This is a genomic window from Variovorax sp. PDC80 (genome assembly GCF_900115375.1).
Classification (GTDB): domain Bacteria; phylum Pseudomonadota; class Gammaproteobacteria; order Burkholderiales; family Burkholderiaceae_C; genus Variovorax.
Window position 1 is genome coordinate 223,797 of record NZ_FOWG01000006.1, and the last position, 15,805, is coordinate 239,601.

The 15,805-nt window shown below is 70.5% G+C and carries 15 protein-coding genes; 5 read left to right on the forward strand and 10 right to left on the reverse strand.

Going from position 1 to position 15,805, the window contains the following annotated elements:
* Positions 1–10 precede the first annotated feature (10 nt).
* Genes BM109_RS18930 through BM109_RS18945 form a run of 4 tightly spaced genes read right to left on the reverse strand, consistent with a single transcriptional unit; the run spans position 11 to position 4,253 of the window.
* Complete coding sequence (locus tag BM109_RS18930; RefSeq protein WP_093345510.1) at positions 11–991, reverse strand: LysR family transcriptional regulator; 981 nt, start codon at positions 989–991, stop codon at positions 11–13.
* 16 nt (positions 992–1,007) lie between these two features.
* Positions 1,008–1,505 (reverse strand): winged helix-turn-helix transcriptional regulator, encoded by a 498-nt coding sequence (locus BM109_RS18935; protein WP_371268820.1) that lies wholly within the window; start codon positions 1,503–1,505, stop codon positions 1,008–1,010.
* Between the two features lie 46 nt (positions 1,506–1,551).
* Entirely contained in the window at positions 1,552–3,132 is a 1,581-nt protein-coding gene (locus BM109_RS18940) for a DHA2 family efflux MFS transporter permease subunit (protein WP_093345515.1), read from the reverse strand.
* The gene (locus BM109_RS18945) at positions 3,129–4,253 is read right to left on the reverse strand and encodes an HlyD family secretion protein (protein ID WP_093345518.1); all 1,125 of its coding nucleotides are present in this window, start codon (positions 4,251–4,253) and stop codon (positions 3,129–3,131) included. Before BM109_RS18945 ends, BM109_RS18940 begins: the two co-directional genes overlap by 4 nt.
* 142 nt (positions 4,254–4,395) lie before the next feature.
* Here BM109_RS18945 and BM109_RS18950 point away from each other — a divergent pair, with 142 nt between their 5' ends.
* Positions 4,396–5,862: an efflux transporter outer membrane subunit gene (locus tag BM109_RS18950; RefSeq protein ID WP_093345520.1), complete on the forward strand. Its 1,467-nt coding sequence runs from the start codon at positions 4,396–4,398 to the stop codon at positions 5,860–5,862.
* 19 nt (positions 5,863–5,881) lie between these two features.
* Here BM109_RS18950 and BM109_RS18955 read toward each other — a convergent pair whose 3' ends face one another.
* A complete protein-coding gene (locus BM109_RS18955; protein WP_093345523.1) occupies positions 5,882–6,847 on the reverse strand; it encodes a GlxA family transcriptional regulator in 966 nt (321 codons plus the stop codon).
* A gap of 189 nt (positions 6,848–7,036) precedes the next feature.
* Between BM109_RS18955 and BM109_RS18960 the strand changes: the two genes are divergently transcribed.
* Positions 7,037–7,330, forward strand: coding sequence for a hypothetical protein (locus BM109_RS18960; protein WP_093345525.1), 294 nt, complete (start codon positions 7,037–7,039; stop codon positions 7,328–7,330).
* 5 nt (positions 7,331–7,335) lie between these two features.
* Here BM109_RS18960 and BM109_RS18965 read toward each other — a convergent pair whose 3' ends face one another.
* Positions 7,336–8,340 (reverse strand): zinc-dependent alcohol dehydrogenase family protein, encoded by a 1,005-nt coding sequence (locus BM109_RS18965; protein WP_093345528.1) that lies wholly within the window; start codon positions 8,338–8,340, stop codon positions 7,336–7,338.
* Between the two features lie 109 nt (positions 8,341–8,449).
* Between BM109_RS18965 and BM109_RS18970 the strand changes: the two genes are divergently transcribed.
* Positions 8,450–9,304 carry a LysR family transcriptional regulator gene (locus BM109_RS18970; protein WP_093345530.1) on the forward strand — a complete coding sequence of 285 codons (855 nt, stop codon included), beginning with the start codon at positions 8,450–8,452 and terminating at the stop codon, positions 9,302–9,304.
* Here BM109_RS18970 and BM109_RS18975 read toward each other — a convergent pair.
* On the reverse strand, positions 9,301–10,041 hold the full coding sequence (locus tag BM109_RS18975) for an SDR family NAD(P)-dependent oxidoreductase (protein ID WP_093345533.1): 741 nt from the start codon (positions 10,039–10,041) through the stop codon (positions 9,301–9,303). The genes BM109_RS18970 and BM109_RS18975 overlap by 4 nt on opposite strands.
* 110 nt (positions 10,042–10,151) lie before the next feature.
* Between BM109_RS18975 and BM109_RS18980 the strand changes: the two genes are divergently transcribed.
* A complete protein-coding gene (locus tag BM109_RS18980) occupies positions 10,152–11,054 on the forward strand; it encodes a LysR family transcriptional regulator (RefSeq protein ID WP_093345535.1) in 903 nt (300 codons plus the stop codon).
* Here the strand turns inward: BM109_RS18980 and BM109_RS18985 are convergent, their stop codons facing one another.
* From BM109_RS18985 to BM109_RS18995, 3 genes are read right to left on the reverse strand one after another with little or no spacing between them, the layout of a single operon-like run.
* The gene (locus BM109_RS18985; protein WP_177239387.1) at positions 11,055–11,459 is read right to left on the reverse strand and encodes a c-type cytochrome; all 405 of its coding nucleotides are present in this window, start codon (positions 11,457–11,459) and stop codon (positions 11,055–11,057) included.
* A 32-nt stretch (positions 11,460–11,491) separates the two neighbouring features.
* Positions 11,492–13,678 carry a xanthine dehydrogenase family protein molybdopterin-binding subunit gene (locus BM109_RS18990; protein WP_093345540.1) on the reverse strand — a complete coding sequence of 729 codons (2,187 nt, stop codon included), beginning with the start codon at positions 13,676–13,678 and terminating at the stop codon, positions 11,492–11,494.
* A gap of 1 nt (position 13,679) precedes the next feature.
* On the reverse strand, positions 13,680–14,153 hold the full coding sequence (locus BM109_RS18995) for a (2Fe-2S)-binding protein (protein ID WP_093345543.1): 474 nt from the start codon (positions 14,151–14,153) through the stop codon (positions 13,680–13,682).
* A gap of 395 nt (positions 14,154–14,548) precedes the next feature.
* Between BM109_RS18995 and BM109_RS19000 the strand changes: the two genes are divergently transcribed.
* Positions 14,549–15,607, forward strand: coding sequence for a porin (locus BM109_RS19000; protein WP_093345545.1), 1,059 nt, complete (start codon positions 14,549–14,551; stop codon positions 15,605–15,607).
* Positions 15,608–15,805: the final 198 nt, after the last annotated feature.

A 15,805-nucleotide genomic window follows, 5' to 3' on the forward strand; every position in this document is an offset into this window, starting at 1 on the left:
GGGCCCGGGCTCAGGCGGGCTGCGCGTGCCCGATCGCCTGGAACGGATGCCAGTGCGAACCGGCGCGCTGGCGGCTCGCAGGCGCGGCCTTCGGCGGCGCCGCGCTCGCCGTCTGCATGCGCGCCTCCAGCAGGTCGAGCAGCGCGCGCAGCGCCGCGCTGTTGTGGCGGCGCTGCGTGTAGGCCGCGAACAGCCAGAGGTCGCTGGGCATGAAGTCCTTGAGCACCGGCACGAGCCGGCCGCCGTCGATGTGCGGCTGCGCGAGCAGCGCGGGCACGCAGACGGCGCCGACGCCCGCGAGCGCCGCGGCGATCAGCGCGGCGGCGTCGTTGGCGTCCATGCGCGCGTTCACTGGCACGCTGTACGGCTTGCCGTCGACCTCGAAGGGCAGGTGCGCGGGGCCGCCGCCGGCCGAGTAGGCGAGCACCTCGTGGCGGCGCATGTCGTCGGGCACCCGCGGCATGCCGCGCCGGGCCCAGTAGCCGGGTGTGGCGCACAGCACCAGCGCCATCGGGCGCAGCTTGCGCACGATCAGGTTCTCGTCGCCGATGCGGCCCACGCGCAGGGCGACGTCCACGCCTTCCTCGACCAGGTCGATCACGCGGTTGCTCAGGTGCAGGTCGATGTGGACGTCGGGATGCAGGGTGATGAACTCGCCGAGCAGGCCGGGGAAGTCGGTCTGCACGAGGCCGTGCGGCGCCGCCACGCGCAGCCGCCCGCTCGGGCGCGCGCTGTGAGCCTGCAGCTCGTTCTGCGTGTCCTCGACCATCTCCATCAGCGGCATGCTGCGCTCGCGCAGCAGCCGGCCCGCGTCGGTCAGCGTGACCGAACGCGTCGAGCGGTTGAACAGCCGCACGCTGAAGCTGGCCTCCAGCTGCGCGACATGCTTGCTGACGCTGGCCTTCGAGATGCCCAGCATGTCGGCGGCGCGCGAGAAGCTGCCGCGCTTGGCGACCTCGAGGAAGGTGCGCAGGTGCTCGAGACCGTCCATCGAATCCCTGCTCCGTTCAGGACGCCTTGGCGGCGCCGGCCGTGCGCGCGGCCGGGCGCCGCTGCACCAGCACGTGCGTGGTCTCGGTGATGGGCTCGCCGCTGCTGCGGTCGACCAGCACGGGATCGATCTGCCGGCCCGTTTCCTTCTCCTGCAGCACCACGCTCTTGCCCTCGGTGGCGAAGTGCCGGTTGCCCCAGGTCACGAGCGAGAGCAGCACCGGCCGGAAGTCGCGGCCCAGCGGCGTGAGGCAGTACTCGTAGCGCGGCGGGCGCTCGCTGTACTGGCGTTTCTCGAGCAGGCCGTCCTCGACCAGCGAGTTGAGCCGGCGCGTCAGCATGTTGGGCGCGATCTGCAGGCTGTTGACGAAGTCGTCGAAGCGGGTGATGCCGTAGAAGGCGTCGCGCAGGATCAGGATGCTCCACCGCTCGCCCACGCGCTCGAGGCTGCGCACGATGGGGCAGTACTTCATCCGCTGCTCGGGGCTGATGGGCGTGGGGGTCTTCGGGGTCATGGGCGGCTCTTCTTGGAAACGTCGGTGGCGCGGAGGTCGGCGGGACTCAGTGCGCGTCGGCGGACGGCGCCTTCGGCGGCCCGACCTTGCGCATGAGCGGCACCATCGCGGTGGCGATGATGAAGCAGACCATGATGCCAAAGAAAACGTCGGAAAAGGTCAGCGTCAGGGCCTCGCGGAAGGTCAGGTTCCAGAGCTGGCGCAGCGCGGCCGAGGCGCCCACCAGCTGGTCGGTGGCGCCCTGCAGCCGGCTGCTCACGCCGTCGAGCAGCGCGGTGGTGGCCTCGTTGCTGCGCGTGAGGTGCTCGGCCAGCCGGTAGAAGTGCAGGTTGGTGCGGTCGTTGAGCAGCGTGGCGCAGGCTGCGATGCCGAGCGCGCCGCCGAGGTTGCGCATCAGGTTGAACAGCCCCGAGGCGAGCTTGAGCCGGTTCATCGCGAGGCCGCCGAGCGTCAGCGTGACCGCGGGCGGCACCGCGAACTGCTGGCCGATGCCGCGCAGCGCCTGCGGCAGCAGCAGCTCGGCCGGGCCCCAGTCGTGCGTGATCGGCGTGAACTGCCACATCGACAGCGCGAAGCAGGCCAGCCCGAACATCATCAGCCAGCGCAGGTCGAGGCGGTTGGCGAAGAAGGCATAGACGGGAATGGCCAGGATCTGGAACACGCCGGTCGAGAACACGGCCAGGCCGATCTGCAGCGCGCTGAAGCCGCGCACACGGCCGAGGAACAGCGGCGTCAGGTAGATGGTGGCGAAGATGCCGATGCCCGTGATGAACGAGAACAGGCAGCCGAGCGCGAAGTTGCGGTCCTTCAGCGCGCGCAGGTCGACCACCGGGTGCGCATAGGTCATCGAGCGCCAGACGAACAGCACGCCGGCCGTGCCCGAGACCCAGGCGGCGCCCGCGATGGCGGGGTCGCCGAACCAGTCGAGGCGCGGTCCCTCCTCGAGCGTGTACTCGAGGCAGCCGAGGAACAGCGCCATCAGCACCATGCCCAGGTAGTCCGCGTTGCGCAGCAGCGACCAGTCGTGGCGGTCGATCTTCACCAGCAGCGGCACGGCGATGGTCACGAAGATGCCGGGCACGAGGTTGACGAAGAACAGCCAGTGCCACGAGTAGCTGTCGGTGATCCAGCCGCCGACCGAGGGCCCGAGCGTGGGCGCCAGCGAGGCGATGGCACCGATGATGGCGGCCGCGAAGACGCGCTGCTTGCCCTGGAAGAAGGCGAAGGCGGTGGTGAAGACCAGCGGGATCATCGAGCCGCCGAGGAAGCCCTGCAGCGCGCGGAAGGCGATCATGCTCTGGATGTTCCAGGCGATGCCGCACAGGAGGCTGGTGAGCGTGAAGCCCGCGGCCGAGACGGCGAACAGCCAGCGCGTGGACAGCACGCGCGACAGCCAGCCCGACATCGGGATCACGATGATCTCGGCGATCAGGTAGCTGGTCTGGACCCAGACCGTCTCGTCGGTGCCGGCCGACAGGCCGCCGCCGATCTCGCGCAGCGATGCCGAGACGATCTGGATGTCGATCAGCGCGATGAACATGCCCACGCACATCGCCGCGAAGGCCAGGGCCTTGGCGGAGGTGGTCATGCCGGCGGGGTCGACGATCCCCGAGACGGGCTGGCTCATGGTTCGCCTGCCGTGCCCGTGCGTGCGTTCGCGAACTGCACGTCGCGCGCATCGACCTCGGCCGTGACCGACAGGCCGGGGCGCAGCAGGCCGAGCACGCCGTCGGCGTCGTCGAGCACGATGCGCACCGGCACGCGCTGCACGATCTTGGTGAAGTTGCCGGTCGCGTTCTCGGGCGGCAGCACACTGAACTGCGCGCCGGTGGCCGGCGAGAGGCTCGCCACGTGGCCGTGGAAGCGGCGCCCGGGCACGGCATCGGCCTCGACGGTGGCGGGCATGCCGGGACGGAAGCGCGCGAGCTGGCTTTCCTTGAAGTTGGCGTCGATCCACAGGCCGCGCGCCGGCACGATCGACATCATGTGCGCGCCGGCGGCCGCGAAGGCGCCGTTGCGCGCATTGCGGTTGCCGACCGTGCCGTCGATGGGCGCGCGCAGCTCGGTGTAGCCGAGGTTGAGCCGCGCGATGTCGCGCTCGGCCGTGGCCTGCGCGAGCGCGGCCTGCGCCTGCTGGCGGCGGGTGGCGATCACGTCGAGCTCGCGCTCGGCGGCCAGCTTGCTCGCCTGCGCCTTCTGGCCGTTGGCCACGGCCTGCTTGTAGTCGGCATCGGCCTTCTGCGCGCTCTGCACCGACACGGCCGCGGTGGCCGAGAGGTTCTGCAGCCGCTGGGCATCGTCGCGCGCGCGCAGCGTCTCGGCCGCGGCGGCGCTCACGCTCGCCTCGGCCTGCGCGATCACGGCCTGCTGCAGGCTGCGCGTGGCGAGCAGGTTGGCCAGCACGGCTTCCTGGCTCGCGACCGTGGCCTCGGCCTTGTCGAGGGCGGCGCGGTAGTCGCGGTCGTCGAGCTTCACGAGCAGGTCGCCCGCATGCACCGCCTGGTTGTCGGTGGCCGCGGCGCTGACGATGTAGCCCGGCACCTTGGGGCTGACGACGGTGATGTCGCCGCCCACGTAGGCGTCGTCGGTGCGTTCGACGAAGCGCCCGCCGTTCCACCAGTGCCAGCCATAGACGGCCGCGGCCAGCACCACGGCGATGGCCGCGCAGCTCGCGACGAGGCTGCGCCCGTGCGGGCGCCGGTGCCGCGGAATTCCTGCCGGGGCCTTTTCAACGGAGGAGTCCGTCATGTGTTGTTTTCCTTGGTCGGATGGGAATCGGGTGGCTTGCATCCATGTGGATTGCAATATGCAAGTTACTATACAGTTGCGACTTGCATCGTGCAAGTAACTGACCGATCGACCTTCGAATCCCGCCGCCCAAGGAACCTCCATGAACCTCCGCCAGACCCCGTTGCCGATACCGCCCCGCCGCCTGCGTTGGCCCGGCTTCCGCCGGTTGCGCGTCGGCATCGCCATCGCCTCGCTCGGTGTCGCCGCGTGCGCCGTCGGCCCGGACTACACCGGGCCCGAAGCAGCGATGCCCGAACGTTTCCAGCACGCCGCGCTGCCGTCGCCCGCTCCCGAGGTGCGGCTGGAAGCCTGGTGGAAGGGCTTCGGCGATCCGGTGCTCGAGCGCATCGTCGAGCGCGCGCTCGCGCAGAACCTCGACCTCGCCGCGTCGTTCGCGCGCGTCGCGCAGGCGCGTGCCGCGGCGCAGCGCGCGGTGGCCTCGGAACGCCCGACCATTGCCGCCGATGCGCAGGCCGCGAGGCAGCGCCAGTCGCTCGAAAGCCCGCTCGGCGCGCTGGCCAGCGCGCATCCCGGCTACCAGCGCGATGCCTCGCTCTACGACAGCGGCATCGGCGCCAGCTGGGAGCTCGACCTCGCCGGCGGCCTGCGCTGCGGCGCCGAGGCCTTTGCGGCCGAAGCGCAGGCAGCCGAGGCCGAGCACGCGGGCGTGCGCATCTCGATCGCCGCGGAAGCCGCCGATGCCTACTTCCGCGTGCGCGCCGCGCAGGCCCGCCTCGCGGTCGCGCAGTCGCAGCTCGATACCGACCGCGAACTGCTGAGCCTGGTGCGCATGCGCCTGAGCCAGGGCATGTCGACCGCGCGCGAGCGCGCCCAGGCCGAGGCGCGGGTGGCGCAGGTCGAGGGCACGCTGCCCGCGCTGCAGGCGGAGCGCGACACGCAGCTCAACCGCCTCGACGTGCTGATGGCCGCCACGCCCGGCACGCATGCGGCCGAACTCGCGACGCCCGCCGCGCGCGTGGTGCTGCCCGCGCTGGCGACGGCGCTCACGCCGGGCGAGCTGCTGCGCCGGCGCCCCGATGTGATCGCCGCGGAACGGCGCCTGGCCGCCTCCAACGCCCGCATCGGCGTGGCAACGGCCGAGTACTACCCGAGCGTCTCGCTGTCGGCGTTGTTGGGCTTCGAGAGCCTGCGCACCGCGACGCCGTCGTCGGCCAACTTCCAGCCGCTGGCCGCGGTCGGCCTGCATTGGCGGCTGTTCGATTTCGGCCGTGTCGACGCGGAGGTGGCGAAGGCCGAGGGCGCGAAGGCCGAGGCGCTGGCGCGCTACCGGCAATCGCTGCTGCGCGCCACCGAGGACGTCGAGAACGCGCTGATCCGGCAAGGGCAGCTCGATGCCGAACGCCTCGCGCTGCTGCAGGAGGTCGATGCCGACGTGCGCGCGCGCGGCGCCACGCAGCAGGCCTACGCGGGCGGCGCGGTGAGCCTGCTCGAATTGCTCGAGCAGGACCGGCAACTGCTCGCCGCGCGCGACCGACTGGTGCGCGTGCAGTCCGACAGCGGCCGTGCCGCGGTCGCCACCTTCCGCGCCCTGGGCGGCGGCTGGTAGCGCCTCTGTTCCGCGGACCTCAGAGCAGGTCGGCGCGCAGCTCGCGCACGCCGCGGCCCAGGCGTTCGCGCAGCAGCGCGCCGAGCGTGGAGCCATCGGCATAGCCGACCTCGGCCGCGATGGCCTCGAGGTCGAGATCGCTGCCGTGCACCAGCGAGCGGGCACGCTCGATCCGCAGGTCCTGGATGTAGGCCAGCGGCGACTTGCCGAGCACGGCCTGGCAGCGCCGCTGCAGCGTGCGCGGACTGGTCGCGAGCGCGCGTGCCGCCGTGTCGAGCGAGAAGCCCTGCTTGAGGTTGTCGCGCGCCCAGCGTTCGAAACGCAGGATCGCGGGGTCGGCCTGCGCGAGATGGTGGGGCACGATGTACGGCGCCTGCGAGGAGCGCAGGTCCGCGAGCAGGTAGCGCGAGACCATGGCCGCGAGGTCGGGGCTGGCCTGCTGGATCAGCCACAGCGCGAGATCGAGATGGCCCATCGCCGCGCCGGCCGTCACCACCCGGCCCGAGGGCACCAGCATGCGCGACTCGTCGAGCGAAACCTCGGGATAGCGCTGGCGGAACAGCGGGCCCAGCCACCAGGTCGTGGTCGCCTGGCCGCCGTCGAGCAGGCCGGCATCGGCGAGCAGGAAGGTACCGATGCACGAGGCAGCGATCCGCGCGCCCTGCGCATGCCAGGTGCGCAGCTGCGCCTTGGCCTGGCGCACGTCGGGCCGCGCGAGCGCGGGCACCAGCGATTCGGGTGTCGAGGTGTTCAGCGCGGGCACCACCACCCAGTCGGGCCGCAGGCCCGGCGGTGGCGGCTGCACGGGAATCGCGAAGCCCTGGCCCGAGCGCACGCGCCGGCGCATGCCCACGATCGTCACCTCGAACGACGGCGACCCGCCCATCTCGCGGGCCGCGAACTTGTTGGCGAGGCCGAGGGCGTCGAGCATCACGGTGAGGCCGGTGTCGAACACGCCGTCGAGGGCGAGCAGGAAGATGTGCATGGCGGAAATGGCGGGAAAGACGTCGCTTGCGACTATAGGGACTCGGCGCCGGAACGAGCCTGGAAACCCTTCCGGCAGGTTGGCGGAAATGACCGTGAAGTTGTCGTTCGCGCCTGTTCGGGTTTTTCGCGCCGCCACCTAATCTCGGTCTTCCTCAACAACGCAACGCACTTGCATCAGGAGTCCCCCATGAAAGTCCTCGCCATCGGAACCATCGTCAAGCCGCTCTCGCCCGAGCAACGCCAGCAGGTCATGTCGAAGGAGGTGCCCGACACCCTGCAGCTCTACCTCGACGGCAGGATCGAGCAGTACTGGTACCGCAGCGACAAGCCCGGTGTCGTGTTCCTCATGAGCGCCGAGTCCGTCGAGCAGGCCAAGGCCGCGATCGATGCGCTGCCGCTCGTGACGGGCGGCTTCGCGCAGTACGAGTTCATGCCGGTGGGCCCGCTCGCGCCGCTGGGCCTGCTGCTCCAGGGCCGCTGAGCCACCTACCCGCCGATCTCGACCACGATCTTTCCCTTCGCGCGTCCCGCCTCGACTTCCTCATGGGCCTGCATGGCCGTATCGAGGTCGAAGCGGCGCGCATCCATCAGCGGCAGCAACCGGCCGGCCTCGACCAGCTTCGCGGCCTCGCGCAGGATGTGGCCGTAGTGGGCGCGTCCCTTGCCGCTGAGCATCGGCAGCAGGGTAAAGACGCCCGAATAGGTGGCCGCGCGAAAGGACAGCGGCGCCAGCTTGTGGGTGCCCCAGCCGAGGCAGCTGACGACATGGCCGCGGTACTGGCGCGCCGCGCCGAACGAGGCATCGAGCGTGGCGCCGCCCACGGTGTCGTAGACCACGTCGAAGCCTTCGCCGCCGGTATGGGCCGCCACGTACTGCTCGACCGTCGTGCTCGTGTAGTCGATCGGCGTGGCATCGAAGCCGCGGATGGTCTCCGCCTGGGCGGGCAGCCCGGTGGCGTAGACCTGCGCGCCGAGCGCCACGGCGATCTGCACCGCCACATGGCCGACGCCGCCGGCGCCGCCATGCACCAGCACCTTCTGTCCCGTCTGGGTCCGCGCGCGGTCGACCAGGCCTTCCCACGCCGTGATCACGACCAGCGGCAGGGCCGCGGCCTCGCGCATCGAGAGGTTGACGGGCTTGGGCGCGAGCAGGTCGGCATCGACCGCGGCGAACTCGGCCAGCGAGCCCTGCAGCCCGCCGACGCCGCCGGTGAGGCCGTACACCTGGTCGCCGACGCGGAAGGCCGTGACGCCGGGGCCGACCTGCTCGACCACGCCGGCGAGGTCCATGCCGAGGATCGCTGGCAGCGGATGGCGCGCATGGGCCGCGGCGCCGGCACGGATCTTCGCGTCGAGCGGATTGACGCCGCTCGCATGGATGCGCACCAGCACCTGGCCTTCGCGCGGCACGGGTCGGGGCACCCGGACGGCCTCGAAGCGGCCGCCGGCTTCGCGCACCATCAGTGCGCGCATCGAATCGTCTTTCGACATGGAGAACTCCTTGTGTTGCTTGCAGAGGCGTCCATTGTTCGATCTTCAAAACTGAACGTAAACTCACAGAACTGCATCACATCCATTCACTTTTGATGGGTTGAAAAACATGGACTGGAGCGACGTGAAGATCTTCCTGGCGGTGGCCAGGGCCGGTTCGCTGGGCGGCGCCGCGCGCCTCACCGGCCAGTCGCAGCCGACCATGGGGCGCCGGCTGCGCGTGCTCGAGCGCGAGGTCGGGCAGGCGCTGTTCCAGCGCGGCAAGGACGGCTTCGTGCTGACCGACGAAGGGGCCTCGGTGCTCGCGCATTCGGAACGGATGGAAGAGGAGGCGCTGGCCTTCGAGCGCCGGCTGGCCGGCCAGGCGCAGCAGCTCGAGGGCCAGTTGCGCGTGTCGTCGTCGGACTGGTTCGGCGTGCACATCCTCACCCCCGTGTTCGCGGAGTTCGTGCAACAGCACCCGTTGGTCAACATCGAGCTGATCACCGATGCACGCCTCTTCAGCCTGGCGCGCCGCGAGGCGGACCTCGTGTTCCGCATCCAGCCCTTCGACGAAGCGGACGTGGTGCAGCGCAAGGCCGTGCACGTCGCCTACCGCGTCTATCGCGCGAAGGGCACGGCGCATCCCGTGCGAAGCGATGGCCAGGGCGTGCCGCTGATCACGCTCGACAGCGCGTTCCAGGACTTCCCCGACGCGGCCTGGCTGCGCAAGAAGCTGCCGAAGGCGCGCGTGGCCTTCGGCAGCAACAGCCGCGAGGCGCAGGCCCGGATGTGCGCCGCGGGCGTGGGCCTGGCCGTGCTGCCCGCGCCATTGGGCGATGCCTGCACGGCGCTCGAGGTCGTCGATCTCGGCGGACTGCCGCCGGGGCGCGACGTCTGGGTCGGGTTCCACCGCGACCTGCGCCGCCTCGGACGGCTGCGGGCTCTGGTCGACGCGACGGTCGAGCGCCTGTCCGCGGGCTAGAAAACCATCCCGCCCGCGACGTCGATGGTGCAGCCCGTGACCCAGCCCGCATCCTCGGAGACGGCGAAGGACACCGCTGCGGCGATGTCCCGGGGCTGGCCGGCGCGGCCCAGCGGCGTCTTCGGCACGAAGTGGGCCGAATAGGCCTCGGCACCGGCCGCGTTGCCCTCGGTGAGGACGAAGCCGGGCGCGATGCCCACCACGCGGATGTTGCGCGGACCGAGTTCCATGCCGAGGCTGCGGGTCAGCACGTCGACGGCACCCTTGGTCGCGCAATAGATGTGCGCCTGCGGCGAGGGGCTGGTGGCCACGCCCGAGCTGATGTTGACCACCGTGCCGCCGCTGGGCAGCACGCGCGCCGCGGCCTGCGTCATCAGCAGCAGGCCGCGCACGTTCAGGTCGAAGTGTTCGGCGATGCTTTCGGGCGTGATCGTGTCGAGCGAATCGAGCCTGTAGGTGCCGGCGTTGTTCACGAGGATGTCGAGCCTGCCGAAGCGCGCCAGCGTGGCATCGACCAGCGACTGGATCTGCTCCGGCCGGGAGATGTCGGCCTGCACCGCCACGGCCTGGCCGCCGGCGGCGGTGATCCGGTCGACCAGGGCGGCCGCTTCCTTCTCGCTGCGTGCGTAGTTGATGACGACGCTGGCGCCGTCGCGCGCGAGGCGCTCGGCGATGCCCGCGCCGATGCCCTTCGAGGAGCCGGTGACGATGGCGACCTTGCCTGCGAGATGGGTCATGGTGAATCCTTTGAATGGTGAAGCGTTGGACCCGACGATAGGCCGCCGATTGCTGAATTGAAATATGGATCGGGTCGATGCGGTTTGAAGTCGAGCTTCATAATGAAGCGATGGCTCCCGACCTCATCCCCTTCATCGCGGTCTTCGCCCGCGTCGCGCATCACGGCAGCTTCACGCGCGCCGCGGCCGAGCTCGGCGTGTCGCCCTCGGCACTGTCGCAGACGCTGCGTTCGCTCGAGAAACGGCTCGGCGTGCGGCTGCTCGACCGCTCCACGCGGCGCGTCAGCGTCACCGAGATCGGACAGAGCTTCCTGCAGGATGCGGCGCCCGCGCTGGCGGCGCTGTCGGCCGCCGTGGAGCGCGTCAACGAGGTGCGCGAGAAGCCGGCCGGCCTGCTGCGCATCAACCTCTCGCGCGTCGCGTTCGAACTGCTGCTGCTGCCGCACCTGGCCGCGTTCGCGCAGGCCTATCCGGACATCAGGCTCGAGCTCCATTGCGACAACGCGCTGGTCGACCTCATCGGCAGCGGCTTTGACGCGGGCATCCGCCTTGGCGAGAACCTTGCGCAAGAGGTCGTCGCCGTGCCGCTCGGCGGCCCGCATCGCATCGCGACCATCGCGGCGCCGAGCTACCTGAAGGGCCGCGTGGCGCCGCGCACGCCCGAGGAGCTGAGCCAGCACCGCTGCATCAACATCCGCCTGAGCAACGGCGTCTACCGCTGGGAGTATTCGAACAAGGGCCGCGACTTCGAGGTGGAGGTCGATGCGGCCATCCTCACCAACGACGGCGACGTCTTGCTGAGCGCCGCGCGCGCCGGCGCCGGCATCGCCTGCGTGTTCGAGGCCCAGGTGCACGACGACCTCGCGAGCGGCCGGCTCGTGCCCCTGCTCAAGCCGTGGTGGCCCAGCTTCCCGGGCTTCCACCTCTACCACGCCAGCCGCATGCACGTGCCGCGCAAGCTGCGCGCCTTCATCGACTTCATGCAGCAGCGCACGGGCCCGCGGCGGCGCTGATCAGCGCGGCGCCGCGAGCGAGCGCAGGTAGGCGATCAGGTCGGCGCGGTCCTGCGCGCCGGGCACGTTCAGCGGCATCGTGGTTCCGGGCACGGCTTTGGTCGGCGCCGCGAGGAAGGCCTCGAGGCCCTGCACGTCCCAGGGGCGGGTCGAGGCCGCCATGCCCGGCGAATAGCGAAAGCCCTCGGCCTTGCCCGCGACGCGGCCGAAGACGCCGTCGAGATGCGGGCCGATGCCGTTCCTGCCGGTGACGGAATGGCAGGCGGCGCAGCGGGCGAAGGTGGTCTTGCCGCGCGCCAGGTCGCCAGCGCCGGGATCGACGGTCTGCGCCTGCGCCGCGCCGATTCCTCCCAGGGCCGCCAGGCAGGCGGCGATCAGCTTCGGTCCGAGCTCGTTCGTTGTCATCGTGGATTTCCAATCGTGGGTGGCGCGGCGCTTCATGCCCGCTTGAGTTCTTCCGCGGCGAACGGCAGCCGGCGGATGCGCTTGCCGGTGGCCGCGAACACGGCGTTGAGGACCGAGGGCGCGGTCAGCACGGTGCCGACCTCGCCGATGCCGCCCGGCGTTTCGGTGCTCGGCACCAGGTGCGTCTCGATGACGGGCATCTCGTCCATGCGCAGCACGCGGTAGGTGTCGAAGTTGCCCTGCTCGACGCGCCCGTCCTTGATCGAGATGTTTCCGTAGAGCACCGCCGACAGCCCGAAGGCCGTGCCGCCCTGCATCTGCGCGACCACGGTGTCGGGGCTGATGAGGCGTCCGCAGTCCACCGCGATCACCACGCGATCGACGCGCACCGCGCCGTCGGCATCGACGCTCACCTCCGTCACCTGGGCCGCGTAGCTGCCGAAGCAGAAGGTCAGCGCGACGCCGCGGCCCTTGCCGGCGGGCAGGGCGCCGCCCCAGCCGGACTTCCGCGCGACCAGTTCGAGCACGTGGCGCGCGCGCGGATGCTTCTCGAGCAGCTCGCGCCGGTAGGCGATGGCATCGCTGCCCGCCAGGTGCGCGAGTTCGTCGACGAAGCATTCGACCGGGAAGGCGTTCTGCATGTGGCCGACGCCGCGCCAGAAGGCGGTGGTGATGCCCGCCGGCGGTTCCTCGCGCACGTACTCGACCAGCACGTTCGCGAAGCCGTAGGGTCCGGCTGCGTCGCGGATGGCATCGCCGTCGAGCTCGTTCTGGAACCGTGCCGGCGCCCAGCGCGCGAGGATCGAGGAGGCGGTCACGCGGTGATGCCATGCCACCGGCCGGCCGCGCGCATCGAGCGCGGCGCTGAGCCGGTTGTAGTGGTAGGGGCGGAAGGTGCTGTGCTGCGTGTCCTCCTCGCGCGTCCACACCACCTTGACGGGGCCATTCACCTGCTTCGCGATCTTCACGGCCTGGATCACGAAGTCGATGTCCAGCCGCCGGCCGAAGCCGCCGCCGAGCAGATGGTTGTGGACCTCGACGCGTTCGATCGGCAGGCCCGTGAGTTCGGCCGCGGCGGCCTGCGCGCGCGCCGGCACCTGCGTGCCGACCCAGAGCTCGCAGGCATCGGGCCGCACGTGCACGGTGCAGTTCACCGGCTCCATCGGCGCATGCGCGAGCAGGGGCTGCTGGTAGACCGCGTCCACCGTCCGCGCGGCGCCGCGCGCGGCTGCCACGGTGTCGCCTTCCTTGCGCGCCACGGCGCCGGAGCGCAACGACGCATCGGCGAGCGCGGCGATCAGCTTCTCGGTCGAGTAGTCCGCGTTGGCGCCTTCGTCCCAGCGGATCTCGAGCGCGGCCAGGCCCTTGCGCGCCGCGCCCATGTGGTCGGCCACCACCGCGACCGCGTTGTCGATGCGCACGACCTGCCGCACGCCCTTGACCGCCCTGGCCCGGGTGTCGTCGACAGACGCCACGCGCGCGCCGATCACCGGGCAGTGGGCGATCGCGGCGATGCGCATGCCCGCGACGCTGGCATCGAGGCCGTAGCGCGCGCGGCCGTTGACCTTGTCGGGTCCGTCCAGCCGTAGCAGGGGCTGGCCGATCCGCTTCAGCGTCGCCAGGTCCTTGAGCGGCACCTCGGCGGGCACGGGCAGGCCCGCGGCCGCCTGGGCGAGCTGCCCATAGCCGAGCTTCCTGCGCGTGGGCACATGCTCGACCGCGCCGTCGCTGGCGCGGCAGGTCGACGCATCGACCTTCCACTGGCGCGCCGCCGCCTCGACCAGCAGCAGCCGGGCCGTGGCGCCGGCGCGGCGCATCGGCTCCCAGGTGCTGCGCACCGAGGTCGAGCCGCCCGTGATCTGCCCGCCCGTCAGCGGGTTCGAATAGCGCGTCTCGTCGGCGGGCGCATGTTCGAGGCGAACGCGCCGCGGATCGATCTCGAGCTCCTCCGCGATCAGCAGCGCGACCGCGGTGTAGATCCCCTGGCCCATCTCCACGCGGGGCATCACCAGCGTGACGAGGCCGTCGGTGCCGATGCGGACCACGGCATTGGGCGCGAAGGCCTCTGGCTGCGCGCCGGCGGCCTTGGCGTCGAGCGGCGGCAGGCTCACCGTGAGCGCCAGCCCGCCGCCGGCGGCCAGCGCCGTGGCCACGAAGGCGCGGCGCGTCAGGCCGGGGGTGGATGCGGTGTCGGCCATGGGCATGCGATCGTGCTTCATGTCAGGCCGCCTTGATCGGGATCAGCGTGGCGGCGCGCTGCACCGCGGCCTGGATGCGCACATAGGTGCCGCAGCGGCAGATGTTTCCCGACATGCCGCCCACGATGTCCGCGGGCGTGGGGCGCGGCGTGGCCGCGAGCAGTGCCGTGGCCGACATGATCTGGCCCGACTGGCAGTAGCCGCACTGCACGACGTCCAGTTCCAGCCAGGTCTTCTGCACCGCCTGGCCGACCTGCGTCGCGCCGATGCCTTCGATGGTGGTGATGCGCTGCGCGCCCACCGACTCGACGGGCGTGATGCACGAGCGGATCGCGACGCCGTCCTGGTGCACGGTGCAGGCGCCGCACAGGCCGGCACCGCAGCCGAACTTGGTGCCGTACAGGCCGAGCACGTCGCGCAGCACCCAGAGCAGGGGCGTGTCGCCGTCGACATCGACCTCGCGCGAGCTGCCGTTGATGTGGAGTGTGAAGGGCATGGTGCGGTCCGTGGGCGTGTTGGGGTGCGCAAAGTCTAGGGACGCGCATCGCCGGCACACAGGCCCGAAGTCGCTAAGGCCTTTGAAGCCAAACTGAACAATCGGCCGCCGGACTCCGGTCCGTTCGACCCCGCGTCGAGCGCACGCGAGTAGCGCGAAAGCGCTCGGCCCCGACCGCTCGAAAACCCTTGGCATCGATCTTGCGGAACCGCGCCAGAATTCGGTCTCGTTTTTGATCCTGGTTTCTTTAATGGTGCTTTTTTATCGGATGTGCCGAGTTTTCGAGGCGATACGCCTCATGCCGGTGCACCCGTGCCAGAGCCACCTGTCCGTCGTTCGGGCGTGCCGCGAAGGGGCGCTCGGCGTTCCCTCGAGCCTTGAGAAGTGAGCCACCCATGAAGAGTCTTGTAGTTGCCGCCGTCGCGCTGTCGACGGCTTTTTGCGCCTGCGCGCAGGGCAGTGTGTCGGTGCAGGGATTGATCGACGAATACGCGGGATCGATGCGTTACGCGGGCGACCTCGGCCGCACCAAGGTCCTTGGAAGTGGAGGCATGACCACCTCGTTCTTCGGCTTCGCCGGCACCGAGGACCTGGGCGGCGGGCTCAAGGCCTACTTCGCGCTCAACTCCTTCTTTCGCGCCGATACCGGCAAATCGGGCCGCTTCGACGGCGACCCCTATTTCGCGCGCGATGCCAACGTCGGCATCGCCGGTGCCTACGGCAGCCTTCAGCTCGGGCGCGCCGCGGCGCCGAACTTCATCCCGACCGTGCTGGTCAACCCCTTCGGCAACTCCTTCGCGTTCTCGCCGCTGGTGCTGCATGCCAACGTCAACACCGCGCGCTGGCTGTACCGCACCTCGCCCTCCGATACCGGCTGGAGCAACCAACTGATCTACAGCACGCCGAGCTTCGGCGGCCTGCGCGTGAACCTGCACTACCAGTTCGGCGAGCAGTCCAGCGACACCGGCTACAAGGGGAAGAACAACACCGGCATCAGCGCGACCTACGTCAGCGGGCCGCTCACGGTGGCGGGCTTCTACGAGCGCGACCAGATCTCCAACCCGGTCAACCCGGGCGTCATCACCGCCACGGTCGACGGCGCGGTGGTGCCCACCACGCGCAAGGACTGGATGCTGGGCGGGGCCTACGACTTCGGCCTGCTCAAGGCCTATGCGAGCTACGGCCGGTCGAAGGCCGAAGCGACCGGCTATCGCGGCACCACGAGTTCCCTCGGCGCCAGCGTGCCGGTCGGGTCGACCGCGGGGCAGGTCCTCGCGGCCGTCGCGAGGACAAAGATCGCCGGCTCCTACGACGGCACCCGCACGACGCTGAGCCTGGCCTACGATCACTACCTGTCGAAGCGAACCGACGTCTATGCCGTCCTCATGCGCGATCGCGCGACCGCCATGGCGGGCGGCAACAGCCTCGGCGTCGGCATCCGCCACCGCTTCTAGCGGCCGCGCGAGCCGATGCCAGGCTCGATCCCCCGGTTTCCCTCGTTCCTTTCATCCATCCACAGAGACAACCCCGGTGAACTTTTTCTTGATCGATATCTTTTTTGATACTAGTATCGCAAATGATCGAAACGGACTCCATGTCGAGACCGTTTCCATGGCCCATCCATCCGCCGGCGCCGGGCTTTCCGCGTCGAA

Coding starts and splice junctions, on each gene's coding strand:
- BM109_RS18930 (WP_093345510.1), bottom strand. CDS start 991: ATGGACGGTCTCGAGCACCTGCGCACCTTCCTCGAGGTCGCCAAGCGC.
- BM109_RS18935 (WP_371268820.1), bottom strand. CDS start 1,505: ATGACCCCGAAGACCCCCACGCCCATCAGCCCCGAGCAGCGGATGAAG.
- BM109_RS18940 (WP_093345515.1), bottom strand. CDS start 3,132: ATGAGCCAGCCCGTCTCGGGGATCGTCGACCCCGCCGGCATGACCACC.
- BM109_RS18945 (WP_093345518.1), bottom strand. CDS start 4,253: ATGACGGACTCCTCCGTTGAAAAGGCCCCGGCAGGAATTCCGCGGCAC.
- BM109_RS18950 (WP_093345520.1), top strand. CDS start 4,396: ATGAACCTCCGCCAGACCCCGTTGCCGATACCGCCCCGCCGCCTGCGT.
- BM109_RS18955 (WP_093345523.1), bottom strand. CDS start 6,847: ATGCACATCTTCCTGCTCGCCCTCGACGGCGTGTTCGACACCGGCCTC.
- BM109_RS18960 (WP_093345525.1), top strand. CDS start 7,037: ATGAAAGTCCTCGCCATCGGAACCATCGTCAAGCCGCTCTCGCCCGAG.
- BM109_RS18965 (WP_093345528.1), bottom strand. CDS start 8,340: ATGTCGAAAGACGATTCGATGCGCGCACTGATGGTGCGCGAAGCCGGC.
- BM109_RS18970 (WP_093345530.1), top strand. CDS start 8,450: ATGGACTGGAGCGACGTGAAGATCTTCCTGGCGGTGGCCAGGGCCGGT.
- BM109_RS18975 (WP_093345533.1), bottom strand. CDS start 10,041: ATGACCCATCTCGCAGGCAAGGTCGCCATCGTCACCGGCTCCTCGAAG.
- BM109_RS18980 (WP_093345535.1), top strand. CDS start 10,152: ATGGCTCCCGACCTCATCCCCTTCATCGCGGTCTTCGCCCGCGTCGCG.
- BM109_RS18985 (WP_177239387.1), bottom strand. CDS start 11,459: ATGACAACGAACGAGCTCGGACCGAAGCTGATCGCCGCCTGCCTGGCG.
- BM109_RS18990 (WP_093345540.1), bottom strand. CDS start 13,678: ATGAAGCACGATCGCATGCCCATGGCCGACACCGCATCCACCCCCGGC.
- BM109_RS18995 (WP_093345543.1), bottom strand. CDS start 14,153: ATGCCCTTCACACTCCACATCAACGGCAGCTCGCGCGAGGTCGATGTC.
- BM109_RS19000 (WP_093345545.1), top strand. CDS start 14,549: ATGAAGAGTCTTGTAGTTGCCGCCGTCGCGCTGTCGACGGCTTTTTGC.